The organism is Bacillus sp. 105MF (assembly GCF_000374885.1).
In the GTDB taxonomy this organism is placed as follows: domain Bacteria; phylum Bacillota; class Bacilli; order Bacillales; family Bacillaceae_G; genus Bacillus_A; species Bacillus_A pseudomycoides.
Map to the genome: position 1 here is coordinate 1 of NZ_KB895587.1, position 19,318 is coordinate 19,318.

Genomic DNA, 19,318 nt, shown 5'->3' on the forward strand with positions numbered 1-19,318 from the left:
ATATATGGTGGAGGATGACGGGATCGAACCGCCGACCCCCTGCTTGTAAGGCAGGTGCTCTCCCAGCTGAGCTAATCCTCCAAAAGTGGTGACCCGTACGGGATTCGAACCCGTGTTACCGCCGTGAAAGGGCGGTGTCTTAACCACTTGACCAACGGGCCAATATGAATGGCAGAGAAGAAGGGATTCGAACCCTCGCACCGCGTTAGCGATCTACTCCCTTAGCAGGGGAGCCCCTTGAGCCACTTGGGTACTTCTCTGTATGGCTCCGCAGGTAGGACTCGAACCTACGACCGATCGGTTAACAGCCGATAGCTCTACCACTGAGCTACTGCGGAATAAGAAAGACAAGTTATATCTTATAAAAGTTCATACTATAAGTCAAGTCGTTTATACAAATTCTTGTACAAACGTGACATGTTTATAATATACTGGATTGATTTTTAACTGTCAAGGTGTTTTTTATCTCTTTCAATCTACCTTTACACTTCCCGCAAACATATCTTTTTGTATTTATTTGACGCCTTCTTCTATATTGAAGAAAACATCTCATACATTCATACATATGAGTTTTAATCACCTTCTCTTCTTCGCTCATTCTCTTACAGAATCTAGGCGCACCAACCTTCTTCATTAACTGACGAAAATCTCGATCTCGATGTTGGTACCCTTTCCCCATAATATGCAAATGATAATGACACAACTCATGCTTAATAACGCCAATCAGTTCTTCTTCTCCATACACTTCATAATAACGATAGTTTAATTCTATATTATGACTTCGCAACAAATACCTCCCACCAGTTGTACGTAATCGTTTATTGAACATTGCTTTATGTAAAAAAGCCCTACCGAAATATTGCAACGATATTTCTTCTACAAGTCTTTGAACTTCTTTTTCATTCATTTTCATTCCCCCAAAAACTAAAAATAAACTTACACTTTTCCTCTTTCTTATACATATATTAAATAGTACATATACCCATCCTCATTCAAAAGTGCAATTTCTATGAACTACCCTCTTCCTCATCTATCCATAGAACTTCGCTAACCAAACTCTTATAAGCAGTTCCCGAAATTGAGCTTTTTACTTACTTCGAATCTTATCTCAATGTATAGGGGGCTACTTGTTAGAGCCGGATTAAACAAGGAGGGATTCTTATGCCTACGTGGCTCCGAAAACAAATGCAACGTGCATATTTCGAAAAAAACCGGTATCAAATTAAGTTACTAAATGAATGCTGGTTTTATTATAGCAAAACACATCAAAATTCCTGATAAAGTGAACGTTATATCAGTGGGGGATAAAGGCTCCCCCACTAATTCAAATTTCACTAACATCCGTTCATAAAAAAAGAGCAGTGTCATACCTGCCCTCTTCCCATTATTATTCAATAGGTAACATTGCTAAGGCAACGCGCCCTTTTTTCATATCAACATCATCTACCCAGACCTTTACAATTTGCCCGACAGACACCACATCTAACGGATGCTTCACAAACTGTTTGCTAAGTTTAGAAATATGTACTAAACCATCTTGTTTCACACCAATATCGACAAACGCACCAAAGTCAACAACATTTCGAACAGTTCCTTCTAACTCCATGCCACGCTTTAAATCTTCTAATTTGAGAATTCCCTTTTTCAAAAGTGGTTTTGGTAATTCATCACGCAGATCTCGTTCCGGACTAATTAAAGCATCTATAATATCAATTAATGTCGGCTCACCGATATTTATCTCTTGAGATAATTTAGAGAGCTCTACTCCTTCTAAACACTTTTGTAAGTGCGGTTGTCCTACATCATCAATCGATAATCCTAAACTCTTTAATAGTAACTCAACATTTTTATACTGCTCTGGATGAATACTTGTTCTATCAAGTGGATTTTTACCTTCTAGTATACGTAAGAAACCAATGCATTGCTCATACGTTTTGGCGCCTAAACGTGGTATTCCCTTCAACTCTGTACGCTTTGTAAATTTCCCATCTTCTTCACGTTTTTTTACAATATTTTTCGCAACTGTTTTTGATAATCCGGAGACGTACTGCAATAGCGCTACAGAAGCTGTATTCACATTCACTCCTACTTGGTTAACCGCTGTTTCCACGACAAATGTTAATGATTCATTTAATCTCTTTTGCGATACATCATGTTGATATTGCCCTACCCCAACTGATTTCGGATCAATTTTCACAAGTTCGGCAAGCGGATCTTGCAGACGTCTTCCAATCGAAATGGCACTTCTTTCCTCAACTTGCAAATCCGGAAATTCTTCACGAGCCAAATCAGAAGCTGAATATACACTAGCACCAGCTTCATTGACAATAATATAAAATACATCTTGCGGTACTACCTGTAAGACATCTACTATAAACTCTTCCGTTTCCCTAGAAGCTGTACCATTTCCAATCGCAATCATCTGAACCTGATATTTTTCTAGAATAGAAACAACTTTTGCTTTTGCATCTTCATATTTTCGAACAGGCGGATGCGGATAAATAACATCAATATGCAGAACTTTCCCTGTATCATCTACTACTGCTAACTTACATCCTGTTCGATACGCAGGATCTACCGCTAATACCACTTTCCCTTTCATAGGTGGCTGTAATAACAAATTACGTAAGTTCTCAGAGAAAATATGAATCGCTTGTTCTTCTGCTTTTTCAGTTAATTCTTTTCGAATTTCCCTTTCAATTGATGGCTGAATTAATCTCTTATATCCGTCTTCAATCGCTAATTGTACATAATCTGCACTTTCAGAAGAAACATCATGAATTACTTTTTTATGTAAAAAACGAACAATCTCTTCTGTTGGCGGGACAACAGAAGCTTTTAGGACCTCTTCTTTTTCACCACGGTTCATAGCTAATACACGATGAGGTACAATCTTTTGCAGTGGCTCTTCATAACCGTAATACATCTCATATATATTTTTTTCATCTTTTTCTTCATCTTTTACAGAGGACGCAATCATTCCTTTTTTAAAGGTAACATTTCGAATCCAGCTGCGGTACGCCGCATTATCCGATATAAGTTCTGCAATAATATCTTGTGCACCTTGAAGTGCTTCTTGAGCGGATTGTACTTCTTTCTCGGCATTAACAAATTCCTTTGCCTTACCTGTCGGATCTTCTTTTGTAAATAGAAGTAACCATTCAGCTAGTGGCTCTAGCCCCTTATCCTTCGCGATTGTTGCTTTTGTTCTTCTTTTTTCTTTATAAGGACGGTACAAATCTTCTACTTCTTGTAACTTTGTTGCAGATACAATATGATGGTGCAGATCTTCTGTTAATTTTCCCTTTTCATTAATCAGACGAAGAACCTCTTCTTTTCGATCTTCAAGTTGCATCATATATTGCCATCTTTCTAAGATTGCACGGATTTGCACTTCATCTAAAGAACCTGTCCATTCCTTTCGGTAACGAGCAATAAATGGAACTGTATTACCTTCTTCTGTTAATTGAATAACATGACGAACTTGCTTTTCTGTAAAGCCTAATTCTTTCACTAACATTTTCATTAACGCTTGTCGATTATCTACCATTCCCATATACAACCGAAACCTCCTCTAATAAAAAAAGTTGCCCCTAAAAGAGAGCAACTTAAACTGCCGATTTAAAAATCTATTAGTCCTAAACTAATTTGTAAAGCTTCGTCTACACGACTCATCATCATCTCATCTAAATGAGTGATTTTGTCCGTTAAGCGTTGCTTATCGATTGTTCGAATCTGCTCGAGCAAGATAACAGAATCTCTCTCAAATCCGTACTTTTTTGCATCGATTTCCACATGTGTGGGCAATTTTGCTTTCTGAATCTGTGCAGTAATAGCCGCTACAATCACAGTCGGACTAAAACGATTTCCGATGTCATTTTGAATGACAAGAACCGGACGAACGCCTCCTTGCTCAGAACCAACAACTGGGGAAAGGTCTGCAAAATACACGTCGCCGCGTTTTACAATCAAAATATTACCCCCCGCTAACTAAGCGTTCTACTGTATGAGCTGCTTCATACTCTGCTAAGAAAGCTTCAGATGCAATACCAAGATTAATTTTTCCCATTTCAATGTACCCACGTCGCATTGATTCATGTTGGTAGCGTTTCTTCGTCTTATGTTGACGCAATAACAGTTGTGTTGCCTGGCAAATTAGTTCATGGCGATTCTTATTCTCTTGTTTTCCAATTCCGTCCAATTCCGTTACCACTTGCTTTGGCAACCGAACCACGATTTCAGTAGTTACACTTGATTCGGACACAAAAATACACCTCCACCGTCAACTACACACCCAAATATATATGACACCTATTGTAATAATACCATTGTATGGAGCCTGTTGCAAAGACTTCCTTATTCCTTGTTTATGTTTTCCAATTCACAAATAAAACATTCACTCTCATTTACTTTTTATCTCTTTTTAACAAGAAGTGAAGGGGAATTTCCACGAACGGGAGCCCCCATCATCATTGATAACTAGCAAGTAGGAACTATCACAAAGATGTTTGCTTATATATCATTTAAATAGTTTATTACTTTTACCACTTCCCCATGTCGTATGAATACACGTGGAACACGAAAACTAATTGTCGCGATAATCTCATAATTAATGGTATTTGAATACTCGGCAACCTCAGTTGCACTAATGTACTCATCACCTTGCTGTCCAATCAGGGTAACCTTTGTTCCAAGTGGTACTTCACAGGGAAGATGCAACATACATTGATCCATTGTAATCCGACCTACAATAGGAACTCTTTTCCCCTGAACGAGCACTTCAAATCCCTGTAGTCGTCTAAGCCAACCATCTGCATATCCAATCGGTACTGTCGCAATCCACTCTTCTGTCTTCGTCCGATATGTGACATTATAGCTAATCCTATCACCTTTAATGACTCGTTTAATATGTGCGACTGTTGTATGAAGTGAAAGAGCAGGTTCTAATTTAATTGGTAAATAAGGGTGTATTTCTACAGAAGGTGATAACCCATACAGTGCAATTCCAATTCGAACTGCATTAAATGTAATTCCATCAAATCGCATAGTAGCTGCACTATTTGCCGTATGAATAAATGTGGGATTCACCCCGAATGCTTTCAACCAACTAAGTTGCTCTAAAAAAGTGTTATACTGCTTATCAAAGTAAGATGTCTCTACTTCATCTGCTGTTGCAAAATGCGTATATACCCCTTCCAACTCCAAAAAGGGGGCATCTTCTAAGCTTCGTAAGAACTCTTTTAGCTCTTTACGTTCACGAATCCCAATTCTACCCATACCACTATCGAAGTTAATATGAAACTTCATCGGGAACGGGCTATCCCAAATTTCTACTACTTCTTCAACCCATTCCTTTTGAAAAACAGTTAGTGCTACATCATTCTCAGCAGCTACATTCACATCACGTGGCGGTGAAGGACCTATTACTAAAATTGGTGCAGTAATCCCAGCGCGCCTAAGTACTAGTGCCTCATCTAAAAAAGCAACTGCTAATCTTGTTGCTCCTGCTTCTAATGCTGTTCTTGCTACTAGAACATAGTCATGTCCATATGCGTTCGCTTTCACTACAGCAAAAATCTCGACACTTTCCGGAATGATTTCTTTAATGTGCGTTACATTATTGTAAATTGCATCCAAATTTACTTCTACCCACGTATCACGGTAAAACGATGATTTTTCCATAAAAAACACTTCCTTATATACGATATGCGAAGCTCATTCTTTTATATTCGTCTTTTTATGAAATCCATTCCTCAAGACAAGAAAAAACGTGGTGCATATACATCACCACGCCTTAAAAGTTTATCCCGCTATTCACGGGCATTAAAACCCCACCCTCAAGATTTAGAGAAAAACAAAGAAAATAGATGGGGAGTAACTGCCCGTAAAAGCCTGATTTGTGATGACTTTCCATCAATTTGGAATCCCCCACTGATGGAATTTCCACTTTATTTCACCTGCTTTTCTGCAACAGAACGAGCTACCATTAACAGCTCATCTGGTTTTAAATCTTGAGACACGAGCATATATTCCACTCCGTTATGCGACCATGTTAATGAGTCTTTCGCTAGAGCACCAATTGTAAAGCCAAGATCGACTAACTCTCCACTTACACTTATTGACGCTGAAGCTTCAGCAACCTTCGCTTTTTCTTGTATCAATGTAAAGGATTTCTTATTTCCAGTGTATGTGAGTATCGCACGCTTACCACTGTCTGTCTTTAACTCTTTTTCTTCATTTAAAACCATCCCTTGCGGAGTATCACGTGGATATAAAATAGCAAATGGCTTATCTTCTTTCGCTGTTGTTTGCACATCCACTTGCGCCCTGGACATATTTTGTTTCGTATCAAATGCCCCCTTATCAAACTTTGTATCAAACTTCACTTTTGAAAAATCTACTTTCACAAGAACATTTTGATCATTATCCATCAATTTCACCGAAACAGGCGCTAAATCACTTTTATTAAATTTAATCTCTTGCTTCGGCAGCATATTTTGATGGTGGTAATTCGTTTTTGTTTTAAACACATAATATTTATCCGTTTTCTCAAATGAAAGATTCTTATCATTTAAAATATCTCTTACAAGTGACTCATACAAATAAGCTTGGCTGCTATTTTGCGGCCAGTCGCTTTGAAATCGAAAACTTTTATTAAGAGCTGGTGTTAATACAAAAACACCCTCATTATTTCGTAAAATAATTTGGCTTTGATCCTTTTTCGTGTTTTTTAAATTCACACGATAATAAGAAGGTTCTTTGTGCCAAACTTCCACGTTATACTCTTGTGGTTCATTCCCCGTTTTAATAGATAACTTTGCTTCAGCTTGATAACTCTTCATACTCTTAACCTTCGCTTCTAAATCTCGCACGATGTCTTCCTGTTTCTTTTCCATACAACCCGCTAACACGAAAACGGTCAATAAACCGACAATAACTAAAAATAGCCGCCTTTTCATCATTTCAGCCCCTTTGCCCCTATAAATGAATGGAAGATATTTCTTCCTTATCGCTAAATCAAATATATGAGACAAAGATGTAAAATATGCAGACTAGCGTGACGAGCTTTCTAAAACAACCTGTGCCACTGCAAATTCTCTACTATGACTGATTGATAGATGAACGATGTGCTCTGTATTTGCAATAAGAACTGGCTTACCTCTATCATCATTTTTTATTTTAATATCCAAAAAACTTATTTCTTTTCCAATACCTGTTCCAAGAGCTTTAGAATACGCTTCTTTCGCTGCAAATCTTCCCGCTACAAATTCTACAAGACGATTCCCTTTTAATTTAGAAGCAACACTACGTTCCTCCTCAGTTAAAATACGCTCCATAAATTTAAGCTTTCCGTCTAGCATTTTTTCAATTCGATTTAGTTCGATAATATCAATTCCGATCCCTATAATCATTTCAAAATTCCCCTTCTTCTATTTGTCTTCCTTCATTCATATTGTAAGAATAACAGAGAATCTTTCTGATGCAAAAGGAGTGAAAATATAAAATGCCAATACCCTATATGCGAACCACCTTACAACCCGTCATTCTCTCTTTACTTTTCTTGCAACTAATCATGATGATAATAGGAGATCTTTTCTTCCCTACTTTAGCCGCTTACAATGAATATATTTCTAAGGGAGAATGGTGGCGATTTATAACTTCTCTATTTATACATGTAGACTTTCAGCACTTTCTTTCCAATAGCATTTGTCTATTTCTTCTCGGTCAATCTATCGAAAAACAACTAGGGAGTATTCGATTCCCTATTTTATTTTTTACTGCTGGCATTAGCGGCAATATTTTCTCTTATATTATTATGCCCATCGGGTATGTTCATGCCGGCGCATCCGGTGGAATTTTCGGATTACTCGGTGCACAGCTTTTTCTTTTATATAGTCGCTATCGGTCTTCTCAACCAAAAGAGTTAATTTTCTTTTCTTCAATTATATTACTATTACTTCTTTTCACATTCTTCAATCCGTCCGCTAATCCTATTAGCCATTTAACCGGACTACTAATTGGTGGTATTTGCACTCCATTTTTAGCAAAAAAAAACGATGGTGTAGAGCTTATTTAATATAAAAGCTACCACCATCAATCATTTCCACCTCTGATTTTGTACCAAGATCTCGTATTAATCGAAATAAAGATTCATCCTTCTTTTTCGCTTCAATCATACAATCAATTTGCGAAACGCTACCTTTGATTTTCTGTAAAAAGGATAGAAATGTATCTGCATTAATAAAGTCTGCGTGCGCTCGAGGATCATTGCCTTCTCTCGGGCTGGAAATATGCATTTTGATTGGTAATAAAGATGTTTTCCAAGTATTTACTACACGCTCCCAATCTTCATACCAATCTTCTTCATCGTTATTCATCATATGATGATGCAGGTCAAACACGACTGGAACTGCCAATTTTCCACCTAAATATAGTGTTTCTTTTAATGAAAAGGTCGTATCATCATTTTCTAACATAATCATTTCTTGAATACTTGCAGGAACATTTGACCAATTTTCAATGAAACGTTCTAACGCAAGTTCTTTATCATCATATCCACCACCAACATGTAACACAGCGCGATGACTCCGCTGTATGCCCATTCCTTTCAATAATTTCCGATGCATTTGAAGCGTCTTTATTGATTGTTTTAAAATATTTTCTTGCGGTGAATTTAGCACAACAAAGTGATCAGGATGAAAATCGATCCTCATCTTCATCCGATGCGCATACTCACCCACTTCTTTTAATTTCTCTTTTAAAGGACGAATGTAATTCCAATCCAACAATTCTTCATGGTTTGCTAGAGGAATTAACTTTGAACTAAGCCGAAAAAATGCTATATCATGTCCCTTATTATGCTTTAATAACCGTAAACAATTTTCTAAATTAGAATTAGCAATTCTTTCAAGTTTATGAATCGCCGCCTCTCGATCTTTAATACGTTGAAATTGTGCATATGTCATCGTTTGAGATGGAGATGCATTGTTTAAATGTACACTCATCGCTACATAACCAAGCCTTACAAGCATAAAGTCCCTCTTTTCTATACAACTTACTTGTAGTATGCACAATTACACAAATAAAAAAGAGGATGACCTTTTGGTCATCCTCTTTTTTATTAAGCTTGTGGCTTACGGCTATGATGTTTTCTTTCGCCGCGTCCATTTGAAGATCCTGGGCGCCCCTGACCTTCACCTTTACGACCACGGTTACGATTACCATCACGATTACCATCACGGTTACCATCACGATTACGACCATCACGGTTGCGATCACGATTACGACCATCTCCACCGCGTCCATCGCGACTACGGTTACGGTTACCATCACGGTATCCATTTCCGTTACCACCGCGCTTTTTAGAACCTCTTGAAACAACTGGTGGCTCTGATGTTAAAGCAATCGGTGTTGTATCTGGCTCTTTTGTCATCATTTTTAAAGCAGCTGCTACAACAGTTACAGAATCATTTTCTTCTAACATTTCTTCTGCAATACGTTTGTAGTATGCTAAGTTATCACTTTCAATTGTGCTTTGAAGTTTTTCTGCGATTAAACGTTGTTGACCTTCTAATGCTTCGTCAAGTGTCGGTGCATTCATACGGTCAATTTTGCGTTTTGTTGTCTGTTCGATATTTTTTAATTGTCCTGATTCACGTGGCGTTACAAATAGCATTGCAATACCTTTTTTACCAGCACGGCCAGTACGACCAATACGGTGAACATATGATTCTGGATCTTGTGGAATATCGAAGTTATATACGTGTGTTACACCTGAAATATCAAGACCACGCGCCGCAACGTCTGTTGCAACAAGAACTTCAATAGAACCTTCTTTAAATTTACGCAATACAGACATACGTTTCGCTTGTGTTAAATCACCATGAATACCTTCTGCTGCATAACCGCGTAAGTTTAAAGCTTCTGATAACTCATCCACACGACGCTTTGTGCGACCAAATACAATCGCAAGCTCTGGAGATTGAATATCTAATAAGCGTGTTAACACGTCAAACTTTTTCTTTTCTTGCACTTCTAAATAGAACTGCTGAATGTTTGGCATTGTTACTTCTTTTGCTTTTACTTTAATGTGTTGAGGCTCAGTCATGAAACGCTCAGCAATACGACGGATTGGGTCTGGCATTGTTGCTGAGAATAATAATGTTTGATGTGTTTCTGGCACATCTGTTAAAATTGCTTCAATATCTTCAATGAAGCCCATGTTTAACATTTCATCTGCTTCGTCAAGAACAACAGTTTCTACGTTTTGTAGACGAAGTGTTTTACGGTTAATATGATCTAAAATACGACCCGGCGTACCAACAATAATGTGTGGGTGTTTTTTTAGAGCACGAATTTGGCGGTTAATATCTTGGCCACCATAGATTGGTAAAATACGAACACGTTTATGTTTACCAATTTTGTAAAGTTCTTCTCCAACTTGGATTGCTAATTCACGCGTTGGCGCGATAACAATACCTTGAACTGATTCTTTATGTGTATCCACTTTATCTAATAGTGGTAATCCAAATGCTGCTGTTTTCCCTGTACCTGTTTGTGCTTGCCCAATAATGTCTTTACCTTGCAATGCATGTGGAATTGTTTCAGCTTGAATTGGCGTAGCCTCTTCAAAGCCCATACTTTCAACAGATTGCAGTAAAGAATCACTTAATCCTAATTCTCGAAATGTTGTCAATGTTACTTCTCCTTTTCTATCCTATACTTATCATTTAAAAAAAGGCGTTTTCCGAATTTGCGGAAAAGCCCTTTTCCTGAATGCTCACGTATATAAACGGGCGTATATTCTTCGCGAAAATACTTCTAAACGTTATTACACTTTATCAATTATAAGTTTTGTATGTGCAAAAAGCAAACCCAACTGTTACCTTATTTCATATAAAGAGCTTTTTTCTTCACTTTTATTTTTTTATTTTTTACTGTAAGCGCTTATTAGCAGTTTCCACTATTTTTGTATCTATCATCCCTATTTACACGCACCAATTATTTCAACATCGTAATAACTTCTTCCAACTTCATTCCGCGAGATGCTTTCACTAATACAACGTCTTTCACATCAACGACTTCTTGTAAATTTTTCACAAGCTCTTCTTTATTGTCATATACTTTTACACGTTCATTAGGGAAGTTAATTTTTGCTCCTTCAGCAATTTGCGCCCCAAGTCTACCGTACGTAAATACATAGGAGATTCGTGCAGGGTCAATTAACTTACCAACTTCATAATGAAATTGCACCTCTTGGTCTCCAAGCTCTAGCATATCACCAAGAACAATAATTTTTTTAGAAAATCCGTCTAAACCATTCATTAAATGAAAGGCAGCTTCCATAGCTGTTGGACTTGCATTATATGCGTCATTAATAATTGTTAACCCATTTTCTGTTTTCACAATTTCCATTCGCATACCTGTCATTTGAAGTGTTACTAAACCTTGCTTCATTTCTTCCCACGTTACACCGAAGTATTTCGCAATCGCCATTGATGCAAGTGTATTATACACATTATGCTTCCCAAGAACTGGAAGATAGAACGCGATATTCTCATCCTGATTCATCTTAAAGTACGTTCCTGTCGCCTGCAACGTTACAGATGTTGGATAATAATTATTCGCCCTTGCATCACCAAATGTAATTGTCTCCGCAGCTAGGTTCATGCTCGGAACACGATTTGTTAAAAGCGGTTCATCACCATTGTATACAAATACTCCACCATCCTGTAATCCTGTAACAATTTCAAGTTTCGCCTCAGCAATCGCATCGCGAGATCCTAAATCCATCAAATGTGCTTCCCCAATATTTGTAATGATTGCAGCGTTCGGGCGAGCTAACTTAGATAAAAATTCAATTTCACCTCGGCTCGACATTCCCATCTCCAATACAGCCATTTCTGTATTTTCTTCTAGGCTTAAAATAGTAAGCGGCAAACCGATATGGTTATTAAAGTTCCCCTCTGTTTTTTGAACCTTAAATTTGGTTGCAAGGAGGCTTGTCACAATATCTTTCGTAGACGTTTTACCGTTACTTCCTGTTACACCTATAACTTTTACATCTAACTGATCACGATAGCTTTTTGCTAATGTTTGCAGCGCTTCTAATGTATCTTCTACAAAAATCACTGGTATATTCACAGGAGGATTTTGCACATTTTTTTTCCAAAGCGTAGCTACAGCGCCATTTTCAATTGCTTTTTCTACAAAAGAATGACCATCAAAGCGATCACCCTGAATCGGAATGTATAAGTTTCCTGTTGTAATTTTTCTTGTATCAATAGATACACCTTGTACAGTTTCATTAACGTATTTTTCCGCTAAACCTGCACCCATTACCATTTGCTCTACTTGTTTTAACGTTCGTTTCATCATACATACCACTCCTTACATAGAAGAAACACTATTCTCTTGAATAGTGCTTCCCCCTTTTTTGTTAGATTGTATATTTAATTTTTTGCTTTTCTTCGTGACGCTCAATTGCCAAACGAATCAATTCTTCAATTAACTTCGGATATGGCAAATCCGTGTGTTGCCATAGCAGCGGGAACATACTAAATGGCGTAAATCCTGGCATTGTATTTACTTCATTAATATATACTTCCCCATCTTTCGTTAAGAAGAAATCCGCTCTTGTTAATCCAGCACCATCTAAAGATTGGAATGCACGAATTGCATCTCTTTGAATCGCCTTTGACTCTTCTTCTGTAACTTCAGCTGGAATAATTAATGCCGTATCGCCATCAATGTATTTTGATTTATAATCATAAAACTCTTTCTTCGGTACAATCTCACCGATAACAGAACATTTTGGCTCATCATTACCTAAAACGCCAACTTCCACTTCACGACCTACAATATTTTCTTCTACGATAATTTTGCGGTCAAATTGGAACGCTTCTTCAAATGCTTTTTCTAATTCTTCACGATCTTTACATTTATTGATACCAACACTTGATCCAAGGTTCGCTGGTTTGACAAAGCATGGGTAGCCTAATACTTCTTCTACCTTTTCATAAGCTGCTTGGCAATTTTTCTCCCATACACTGCGAATGAAAGATGCATACTTCGCTTGTTTCAATCCAGCTTCAGCAAAGATATTTTTCATAACAACTTTATCCATACCAGCAGCTGATGCTAATACACCGTTACCAACGTATGGAATATTCATTAACTCTAATAATCCTTGTACTGTTCCATCTTCACCATTCGGTCCATGTAACAGCGGAAAAATAACATCAATTGCCTCTTCTTGCTTAGAAGAAGAAGGTATAATTTCTGTACTTAATGATACTGGAGAAATTGCATTTTCCTCTCCATTCATTTGCAATGCTTGCACGCTCGTTACTTCACCTTCAATGCGTTCACCACGCATCCATTGGCCTTGCTCTGTAATATAAATTGGATGAATCTCGAATTTTTCTTGATTTAATGCTTTAATAGCAGCAAGAGCTGTTTGTAATGAAACTTGATGCTCTGCTGATTTCCCACCATATAATAAACCTAATTTAATTTTCGTCAATGAAATCACCCTAACCAATTGTTTTCATTTTTCTATTTTAGCACTTTTTATAAAAATAGGCAGTTCCTATTTGAAATAAAGTAAAACTTTTCTCAATAGGAGTCTTACCACCTTCGAATAGCGCGATAAAATGAAACTTCCATAAGGTGAAACTTTAATCAGTGGGGATTTTCTTCATCCCTCACTGATTATTAGTTGAACGAATCCGGCTTTTACGGGCAATTCCCCCCCACCTAACTTCTTTACTTTTGCTGAATTTTGAGGCAGGGGTCTTACTGCCCGCAAATAGCGGGATAAATGGCAGAACGGTTTCACCAATTGCATTTTTACGAACAGCTATTGTAAATTCATATCCTTTTCTTGCACCAAATCTGTGTCATCCCTTGATCTAGTTATGTATCTAATATATATGAAGAAATGCTGTTTTTTGTGTATGTCACCTATTGATTAAGAAGATTGTTTCGCCACATTTCCCTTTTGTCTTTGTTCTACAAGGTGATCTAAAGAAATATATACAAGACCGGCTATTACACACCCCACTCCTAAAATCGTAAACAATACATGCCCAAGCGATCGATCAAGTAGTAGTCCGCCAAGAAGCGGGCCGAACGCATTCCCTGTAATCCACTGCAAACTTGCCGCCCCCATATATGTTCCACGTAAATGCTCTGGTGCCAAATTTGCAACAAATGTCATTTGTACAGGAGACATAATCATTTCACCTAGCGTATATACCGCATAGACAACAAGTAATGTTATTAAAATAACCGTACCCTCTGTTCCAAATTCACCAAACCACCTTGGAAGCCAACCGATGAATAACAGCCCGATTCCAAATAACCATGCCCCATATAACATCGTCTTTCCAACTGGTTTATCTGTTGCCCATTTTGAAATTTGGAATTGGAATAAGACAACTAACAAGCCGTTTAAAGCCATTAAATATGGATATGGGTTATTTTTCCCAAAGATTTCTTTCATTTCATTATCAAAATGAAGGGGGAGCATGCCTTCTGTTTGCGAGAAACCCATGGAAATAATAATACCAGCCAATAAATAAATCATAAGTACCTTATCTCTCAAAACAACTTTCCAAACAGATTCTGCTTCCTTTTTCGTATTCCCGTTCTCTTTCAATGCAGTTTTCGGCATCGTTTCTTGAATAAGCATTAACACAAGAAGTGCATAAACCAGCATTGTAGAGGAAGCAATAATAAATACAAGGTTTTTCGAAAGTACAACTACAGAAGCACCCATAATCGGTCCGATTGCCGCGCCAATATTATGCCCCATTCGCAATAAACCGTATGCCTCCGTCCTCTTTTCAGGCGCTGTGACATCCGCTACCATCGCCGATGCTGCTGGATGAAATAATGAATTACTTAACCCTAAAAAAATAGACAAAATAGCATAAGGAATAAATCCTTCTATAAATAAAAAACCGAGCATCAACAATGCATTACTTGCCATCGAAAATATCATAATAGGTTTTCTACCATATATATCAGCAATTCGGCCACCTATAAGCGAACCAAAGCTTGCCGCAATAGGAGAAAGCGCCATAATAATCCCTACTTGTAATAAAGAATCTACTTTATCTTTTAAATACAATGCAAAAAATGGCATTAACATCATCATTGCAATTCCATTCAGTGTTTCTCCTATAAAACGAATCCACACATTACGGTCCATTGCTTGTAATTCACGCCATGTCTTTTTCATTTACAACACCCCTTTAATCAACCACTCCTTATCTTATATTAATTTTAGAAAAATGTAAATTTTCAAAATAAAAGATCCGTTCTATTCTATTTAGAACGGATCTTTTTCCTATAAATTCGCTGCATTCTCCTCATCTTTTTTATTACTTAAAACACTATGCTTTCGACTATATAAGAAGTAAAATGCTACACCAATCACCATCCAAATGCCGAAACTCATCCATGCGGTTCCTGATAATTGAAGCATTAAATATACACAAAAGATAACCGTTAATGCAGGTAAAACTGGTACAAGTGGCACTTTAAAAACACGTGGTAAATCTGGGTGTGTTTTTCTCATTACGATAACCGCAACTGCTACAAGAGCAAATGCCGATAATGTTCCCATATTTACAAGGTGTGCTAATACATTTAAGTCGATAAGCCCCGAAATAAGTGCTGCGATAATTCCTGTCGTCCATGTATTTAAAAACGGTGTTTTAAATTTCGGATGAACTTTCGCAAGACGCTTTGGTAATAACCCATCGCGACTCATTGCATATGAAACACGAACCTGCCCATACATCATAACTAACATTACAGTTGTAATCCCTGTAATTGCTCCTACCGAGATAACACCTGCTAAACCATCTTGTCCAATAAACTGAAGTGCGAAAGCTACTGGATCAGAAATATTCAGCTGACCATAAGGTACAATTCCTGTCAAAATAAGTGAAACAACGATATAAAGAATCGTACAAATAAGTAATGATGCTATAATACCAATTGGTAAATCGCGTTGCGGACGTTTTACCTCCTCCGCTGCCGTTGATACAGCATCAAATCCAATGAATGCAAAGAATACCGTTGCAGCCCCAGCCATTACACCATCAAGACCAAATGGCATGAACGGCGTCCAATTTTCCGGCTTTACATAATTAAAACCAGCAAAGATAAAGAGTAATACAACTGCTAGCTTAATAAAAACCATAATATTGTTTACGCGAGCACTTTCACGTACACCTCTAGATAAAAGGGCAGTCATAATTAAAATGATAATAACAGCTGGTAAATCGATAAGGCCACCCTTTCCTGTTCCAGGAGCAGAAGATAAAATGGTCGGAATATGAATCCCAAAACCTTTTAACAAAGATTGGAAATAAGCAGACCATCCATTGGCTACCGCAGATGTTGCTAATAAATATTCCAACATTAAATCCCATCCAATTAAAAATGCAAATACCTCTCCCATCGTTGCGTACGTATACGTGTAAACACTTCCCGAAACCGGAACAGAAGATGCAAATTCTGCATAACAGAATGCAGCAAAGGCACAAGCTAACGCAGCTATAGCAAATGATAAAATGATAGCTGGTCCAGAATGTTTCGCTGCCACAACACCCGTAAGAACAAAAATACCAGTCCCGACAATGGCCCCAATTCCAAGCATTGTTAAATCCAATGCTCCCAATGTTCTAGCTAATGTTTTCTGTTTACTTTCTTGCATTAGTTTTGCAATCGGCTTTTTTTGAAAAATTTGCTTCATAGCATGCACCTCTAAATTTTAATTTTCTGAAAATTTTAATTATTTCTTATTTTACTCATAACATATTTTTAAGTCAATACTTTTGTCGAAATAAGCAGAAAAATATCTCATCAGCTAGTAGAATAAAATGCAATCAACACACAACCATTTCCATTATTTTGGTTTTTAACCATATTAAATTCGTAATTCGATATAAAAAGATAAATAATATACAAACAATACATATAACTATATCCCTATATCTTTTTATAATTATTTTTGATATTCTATAAATTGTCGATTCCAACCAAAGAAAGAGGCATAATCATTTTATGAGCATGCCTCTTTCTTTTATCTCGCTATTTACGGGCAGTGGGCCTCCCCTGATGGAAGTTTCACTTTATTTAGTATATGAACCTTCTTCAATCCAGCTATACATATACTTCTCATCTTCCGTTTCATGCGCTTGTTTCACAATACGGAGCGGACGGAACGTATCGATCATAACCGCTAATTCAATTGTTTCTTTTTTCCCTAAGCTTGCTTCTGTTTTCCCGGGATGCGGCCCATGTGGAATACCACTCGGATGGAGTGTAATTGAACCTTCTTCTACACCTTTTCTGCTCATAAAGTTCCCTTCTACATAATAAAGAACTTCATCACTATTTACGTTACTATGATAATACGGTGCTGGAATTGCTTCCGGATGATAATCATATAAACGCGGCACAAAAGAACAAATAACAAAGTTATGACCTTCAAAAGTTTGATGAACTGGCGGTGGCTGATGAATACGGCCTGTAATCGGTTCAAAATCTTCTACATTAAAGACCCAAGGATATAAATATCCATCCCATCCGACAACATCTAAAGGATGATGTCCCATAACATGTTTATGCATATAACCTCTCGACTTTGTCATGACAACAAACTCGCCTTTGTCATCATATGTCTCTAATTTTTCCGGCCCTCGAATGTCTCTTTCACAGAAAGGGCTATGTTCTAATAATTGACCATACTCATTACGATAACGACGCGGTGTTGTAATTTGGCTATTCGCTTCTACAACAAGGAACTTAGACTCTCCTTCATCTGGAATAACTCGGTAAATTGTTCCGATTGGAATCGTTACATAATCACCTTTCCGGTAATGAATCGTTCCAAACATTGTCTCAATTTTCCCAGTTCCATAATGAACGAATAACATTTCATCTCCATCACCATTACGATAAAAATAATCCATTTTTTCTGTCGGATTAACAACACCAATTAATAAATCTTCATTTCCTAATATAAAAGTCCTCCCACTTACCGCATCTCCAGTTTTTCTATTCTCTTTCGTGCGAAAATGACGATGAGCAAGCGCCACATCTTCTTCATACTGTAACTGACAAGAATGCGCTAACGCAGCATGTCCTACTTCAGTTGGCATATAATGATGATACAAAATAGATTGTGTACCAGAGAAACCTTTCGTTCCCATCACCTGTTCACGATAAAGTGATCCATCTTCTTTACGAAATTGTACATGTCGTTTATGAGGAAGCTCCCCCATATGACGATAATACATGCCCATCACCCGCTTTCGTTTCTTTTTTCACTGTGTTACGCAATGTACCTAGTCCAGTGATCGTAAGTTCTACAACGTCACCATCTTGTAACCACTTTTCTGTACCAAGTTCTAAAATACAACCAGTGCCAACCGTGCCAGAACCAATTACATCTCCTGGATATAACGTAACATCTTGCGAAGCACGTTCTATCATTTCTGCAAACGTATAGTAAATATCTCGGAAATTCCCTTTAGACAAAAGCTCCCCGTTCACATGGGCAGTCATTTCTAAGTTATAACGTTCACCAGTGCGATAAACATCTAACTCCTCTTTTGTAACAAGATAAGCTCCTAATGAAGTAGCAAAGTCCTTTCCTTTTGCCGGACCAAGCCCTACTTTCATTTCCTCAGCTTGCAAATCTCTTGCGCTCCAGTCATTCATAATACAATAACCGAAAATATATTCTTCTGCTTGTGCACGCGAAATATTTCTTCCCTCTTTCCCAATAACACAAGCGATTTCTAACTCATAGTCAAGCTTTTGAGTTTGTTTCGGACAAGAAACTGTAACTTCTGGCCCGATGACAGCACGGTGATTTGTAAAATAAAAAACCGGAATATCATACCACTCTGGAACAACATCTAATCCACGACGTCCACGAGCCGTTTTGACATGTTGCTCAAATGCATAAAAGTCACGAATACTACCTGGGTTTGGGATAGCTGCACAAAGCTGCACATCTTCCAAAGCGTACATGCCACTTGTTGGTTTTCGAATACCATGGGCTATTTCTACATACTCATCTGCTTTCTCTAAAAAAGCAAGCATAGATGAAGGAAGAGTGCCATTACTTGCTATATTCATATCAATTACTTTGTCACCTTCCAGCCAACCAGCTCGCATCTCTCCTGAAGGAAGACGAAATGTAATCAATTTCATCAATTTTCCTCCTCACTATTTATACAAAATGAAACTTTAATCAGTGGGAGACACAGCCCCCACTGATAAGTCAATT

Annotated in this window: 17 protein-coding genes and 4 tRNA genes; 2 read left to right on the forward strand and 19 right to left on the reverse strand. The window is 37.6% G+C overall.

Features of this window, described 5'->3' with window-relative positions; genetic code table 11:
- Positions 1–5: 5 nt before the first annotated feature.
- From C564_RS0123845 to C564_RS0123865, 5 genes are all read right to left on the reverse strand, one after another.
- Positions 6–81, reverse strand: a tRNA-Val gene (locus C564_RS0123845).
- Positions 82–86: 5 nt separating this feature from the next.
- Positions 87–161 (reverse strand) — tRNA-Glu (locus tag C564_RS0123850).
- A gap of 8 nt (positions 162–169) precedes the next feature.
- Positions 170–260, reverse strand: a tRNA-Ser gene (locus C564_RS0123855).
- 3 nt (positions 261–263) lie between these two features.
- A tRNA-Asn gene (locus C564_RS0123860) sits at positions 264–338 on the reverse strand.
- Positions 339–421: 83 nt separating this feature from the next.
- Positions 422–907 carry a SprT family protein gene (locus C564_RS0123865; protein ID WP_018767122.1) on the reverse strand — a complete coding sequence of 162 codons (486 nt, stop codon included), beginning with the start codon at positions 905–907 and terminating at the stop codon, positions 422–424.
- Positions 908–1,161: 254 nt separating this feature from the next.
- Here C564_RS0123865 and cmpA point away from each other — a divergent pair, with 254 nt between their 5' ends.
- Positions 1,162–1,278, forward strand: coding sequence for a cortex morphogenetic protein CmpA (cmpA, locus tag C564_RS36370; protein WP_017154227.1), 117 nt, complete (start codon positions 1,162–1,164; stop codon positions 1,276–1,278).
- A gap of 109 nt (positions 1,279–1,387) precedes the next feature.
- Here cmpA and C564_RS0123875 read toward each other — a convergent pair whose 3' ends face one another.
- The 6 genes from C564_RS0123875 to acpS all read right to left on the reverse strand — a co-directional run bounded on the left by C564_RS0123875 (position 1,388) and on the right by acpS (position 7,412).
- Positions 1,388–3,556, reverse strand: coding sequence for a Tex family protein (locus C564_RS0123875; protein WP_003194530.1), 2,169 nt, complete (start codon positions 3,554–3,556; stop codon positions 1,388–1,390).
- A gap of 65 nt (positions 3,557–3,621) precedes the next feature.
- Positions 3,622–3,972 (reverse strand): type II toxin-antitoxin system endoribonuclease NdoA, encoded by a 351-nt coding sequence (gene ndoA, locus C564_RS0123880; protein ID WP_003194532.1) that lies wholly within the window; start codon positions 3,970–3,972, stop codon positions 3,622–3,624.
- Positions 3,973–3,976: 4 nt separating this feature from the next.
- Entirely contained in the window at positions 3,977–4,264 is a 288-nt protein-coding gene (locus tag C564_RS0123885) for an antitoxin EndoAI (RefSeq protein WP_000004571.1), read from the reverse strand.
- A 248-nt stretch (positions 4,265–4,512) separates the two neighbouring features.
- Positions 4,513–5,682, reverse strand: a complete 1,170-nt coding sequence (alr, locus tag C564_RS0123890) for an alanine racemase (protein WP_018767123.1) — start codon at positions 5,680–5,682, stop codon at positions 4,513–4,515.
- Between the two features lie 266 nt (positions 5,683–5,948).
- Positions 5,949–6,896 (reverse strand): LolA family protein, encoded by a 948-nt coding sequence (locus tag C564_RS0123895; RefSeq protein WP_026008684.1) that lies wholly within the window; start codon positions 6,894–6,896, stop codon positions 5,949–5,951.
- 156 nt (positions 6,897–7,052) lie between these two features.
- On the reverse strand, positions 7,053–7,412 hold the full coding sequence (gene acpS, locus C564_RS0123900; RefSeq protein WP_018767125.1) for a holo-ACP synthase: 360 nt from the start codon (positions 7,410–7,412) through the stop codon (positions 7,053–7,055).
- 92 nt (positions 7,413–7,504) lie between these two features.
- On the opposite strand from acpS, the gene C564_RS0123905 reads away from it, so the two are divergent.
- The gene (locus tag C564_RS0123905) at positions 7,505–8,077 is read left to right on the forward strand and encodes a rhomboid family intramembrane serine protease (protein WP_018767126.1); all 573 of its coding nucleotides are present in this window, start codon (positions 7,505–7,507) and stop codon (positions 8,075–8,077) included.
- Here the strand turns inward: C564_RS0123905 and uvsE are convergent.
- From uvsE to C564_RS0123945, 8 genes are all read right to left on the reverse strand, one after another.
- Positions 8,070–9,032, reverse strand: a complete 963-nt coding sequence (gene uvsE / locus C564_RS0123910) for a UV DNA damage repair endonuclease UvsE (protein WP_018767127.1) — start codon at positions 9,030–9,032, stop codon at positions 8,070–8,072. The genes C564_RS0123905 and uvsE overlap by 8 nt on opposite strands.
- An 89-nt stretch (positions 9,033–9,121) precedes the next feature.
- A complete protein-coding gene (locus C564_RS0123915; protein WP_018767128.1) occupies positions 9,122–10,696 on the reverse strand; it encodes a DEAD/DEAH box helicase in 1,575 nt (524 codons plus the stop codon).
- A gap of 305 nt (positions 10,697–11,001) precedes the next feature.
- A complete protein-coding gene (locus tag C564_RS0123920; RefSeq protein WP_018767129.1) occupies positions 11,002–12,378 on the reverse strand; it encodes a UDP-N-acetylmuramoyl-tripeptide--D-alanyl-D-alanine ligase in 1,377 nt (458 codons plus the stop codon).
- A gap of 61 nt (positions 12,379–12,439) precedes the next feature.
- On the reverse strand, positions 12,440–13,525 hold the full coding sequence (locus C564_RS0123925) for a D-alanine--D-alanine ligase (RefSeq protein WP_018767130.1): 1,086 nt from the start codon (positions 13,523–13,525) through the stop codon (positions 12,440–12,442).
- A gap of 447 nt (positions 13,526–13,972) precedes the next feature.
- The gene (locus C564_RS0123930; protein WP_003205597.1) at positions 13,973–15,247 is read right to left on the reverse strand and encodes an MDR family MFS transporter; all 1,275 of its coding nucleotides are present in this window, start codon (positions 15,245–15,247) and stop codon (positions 13,973–13,975) included.
- Positions 15,248–15,355: 108 nt separating this feature from the next.
- Positions 15,356–16,771 carry an amino acid permease gene (locus tag C564_RS0123935; protein ID WP_018767131.1) on the reverse strand — a complete coding sequence of 472 codons (1,416 nt, stop codon included), beginning with the start codon at positions 16,769–16,771 and terminating at the stop codon, positions 15,356–15,358.
- Positions 16,772–17,150: 379 nt separating this feature from the next.
- Positions 17,151–18,320, reverse strand: coding sequence for a homogentisate 1,2-dioxygenase (locus C564_RS0123940; RefSeq protein ID WP_018767132.1), 1,170 nt, complete (start codon positions 18,318–18,320; stop codon positions 17,151–17,153).
- A complete protein-coding gene (locus tag C564_RS0123945) occupies positions 18,286–19,242 on the reverse strand; it encodes a fumarylacetoacetate hydrolase family protein (protein ID WP_018767133.1) in 957 nt (318 codons plus the stop codon). Before C564_RS0123945 ends, C564_RS0123940 begins: the two co-directional genes overlap by 35 nt.
- Between the last annotated feature and the right edge of the window lie 76 nt (positions 19,243–19,318).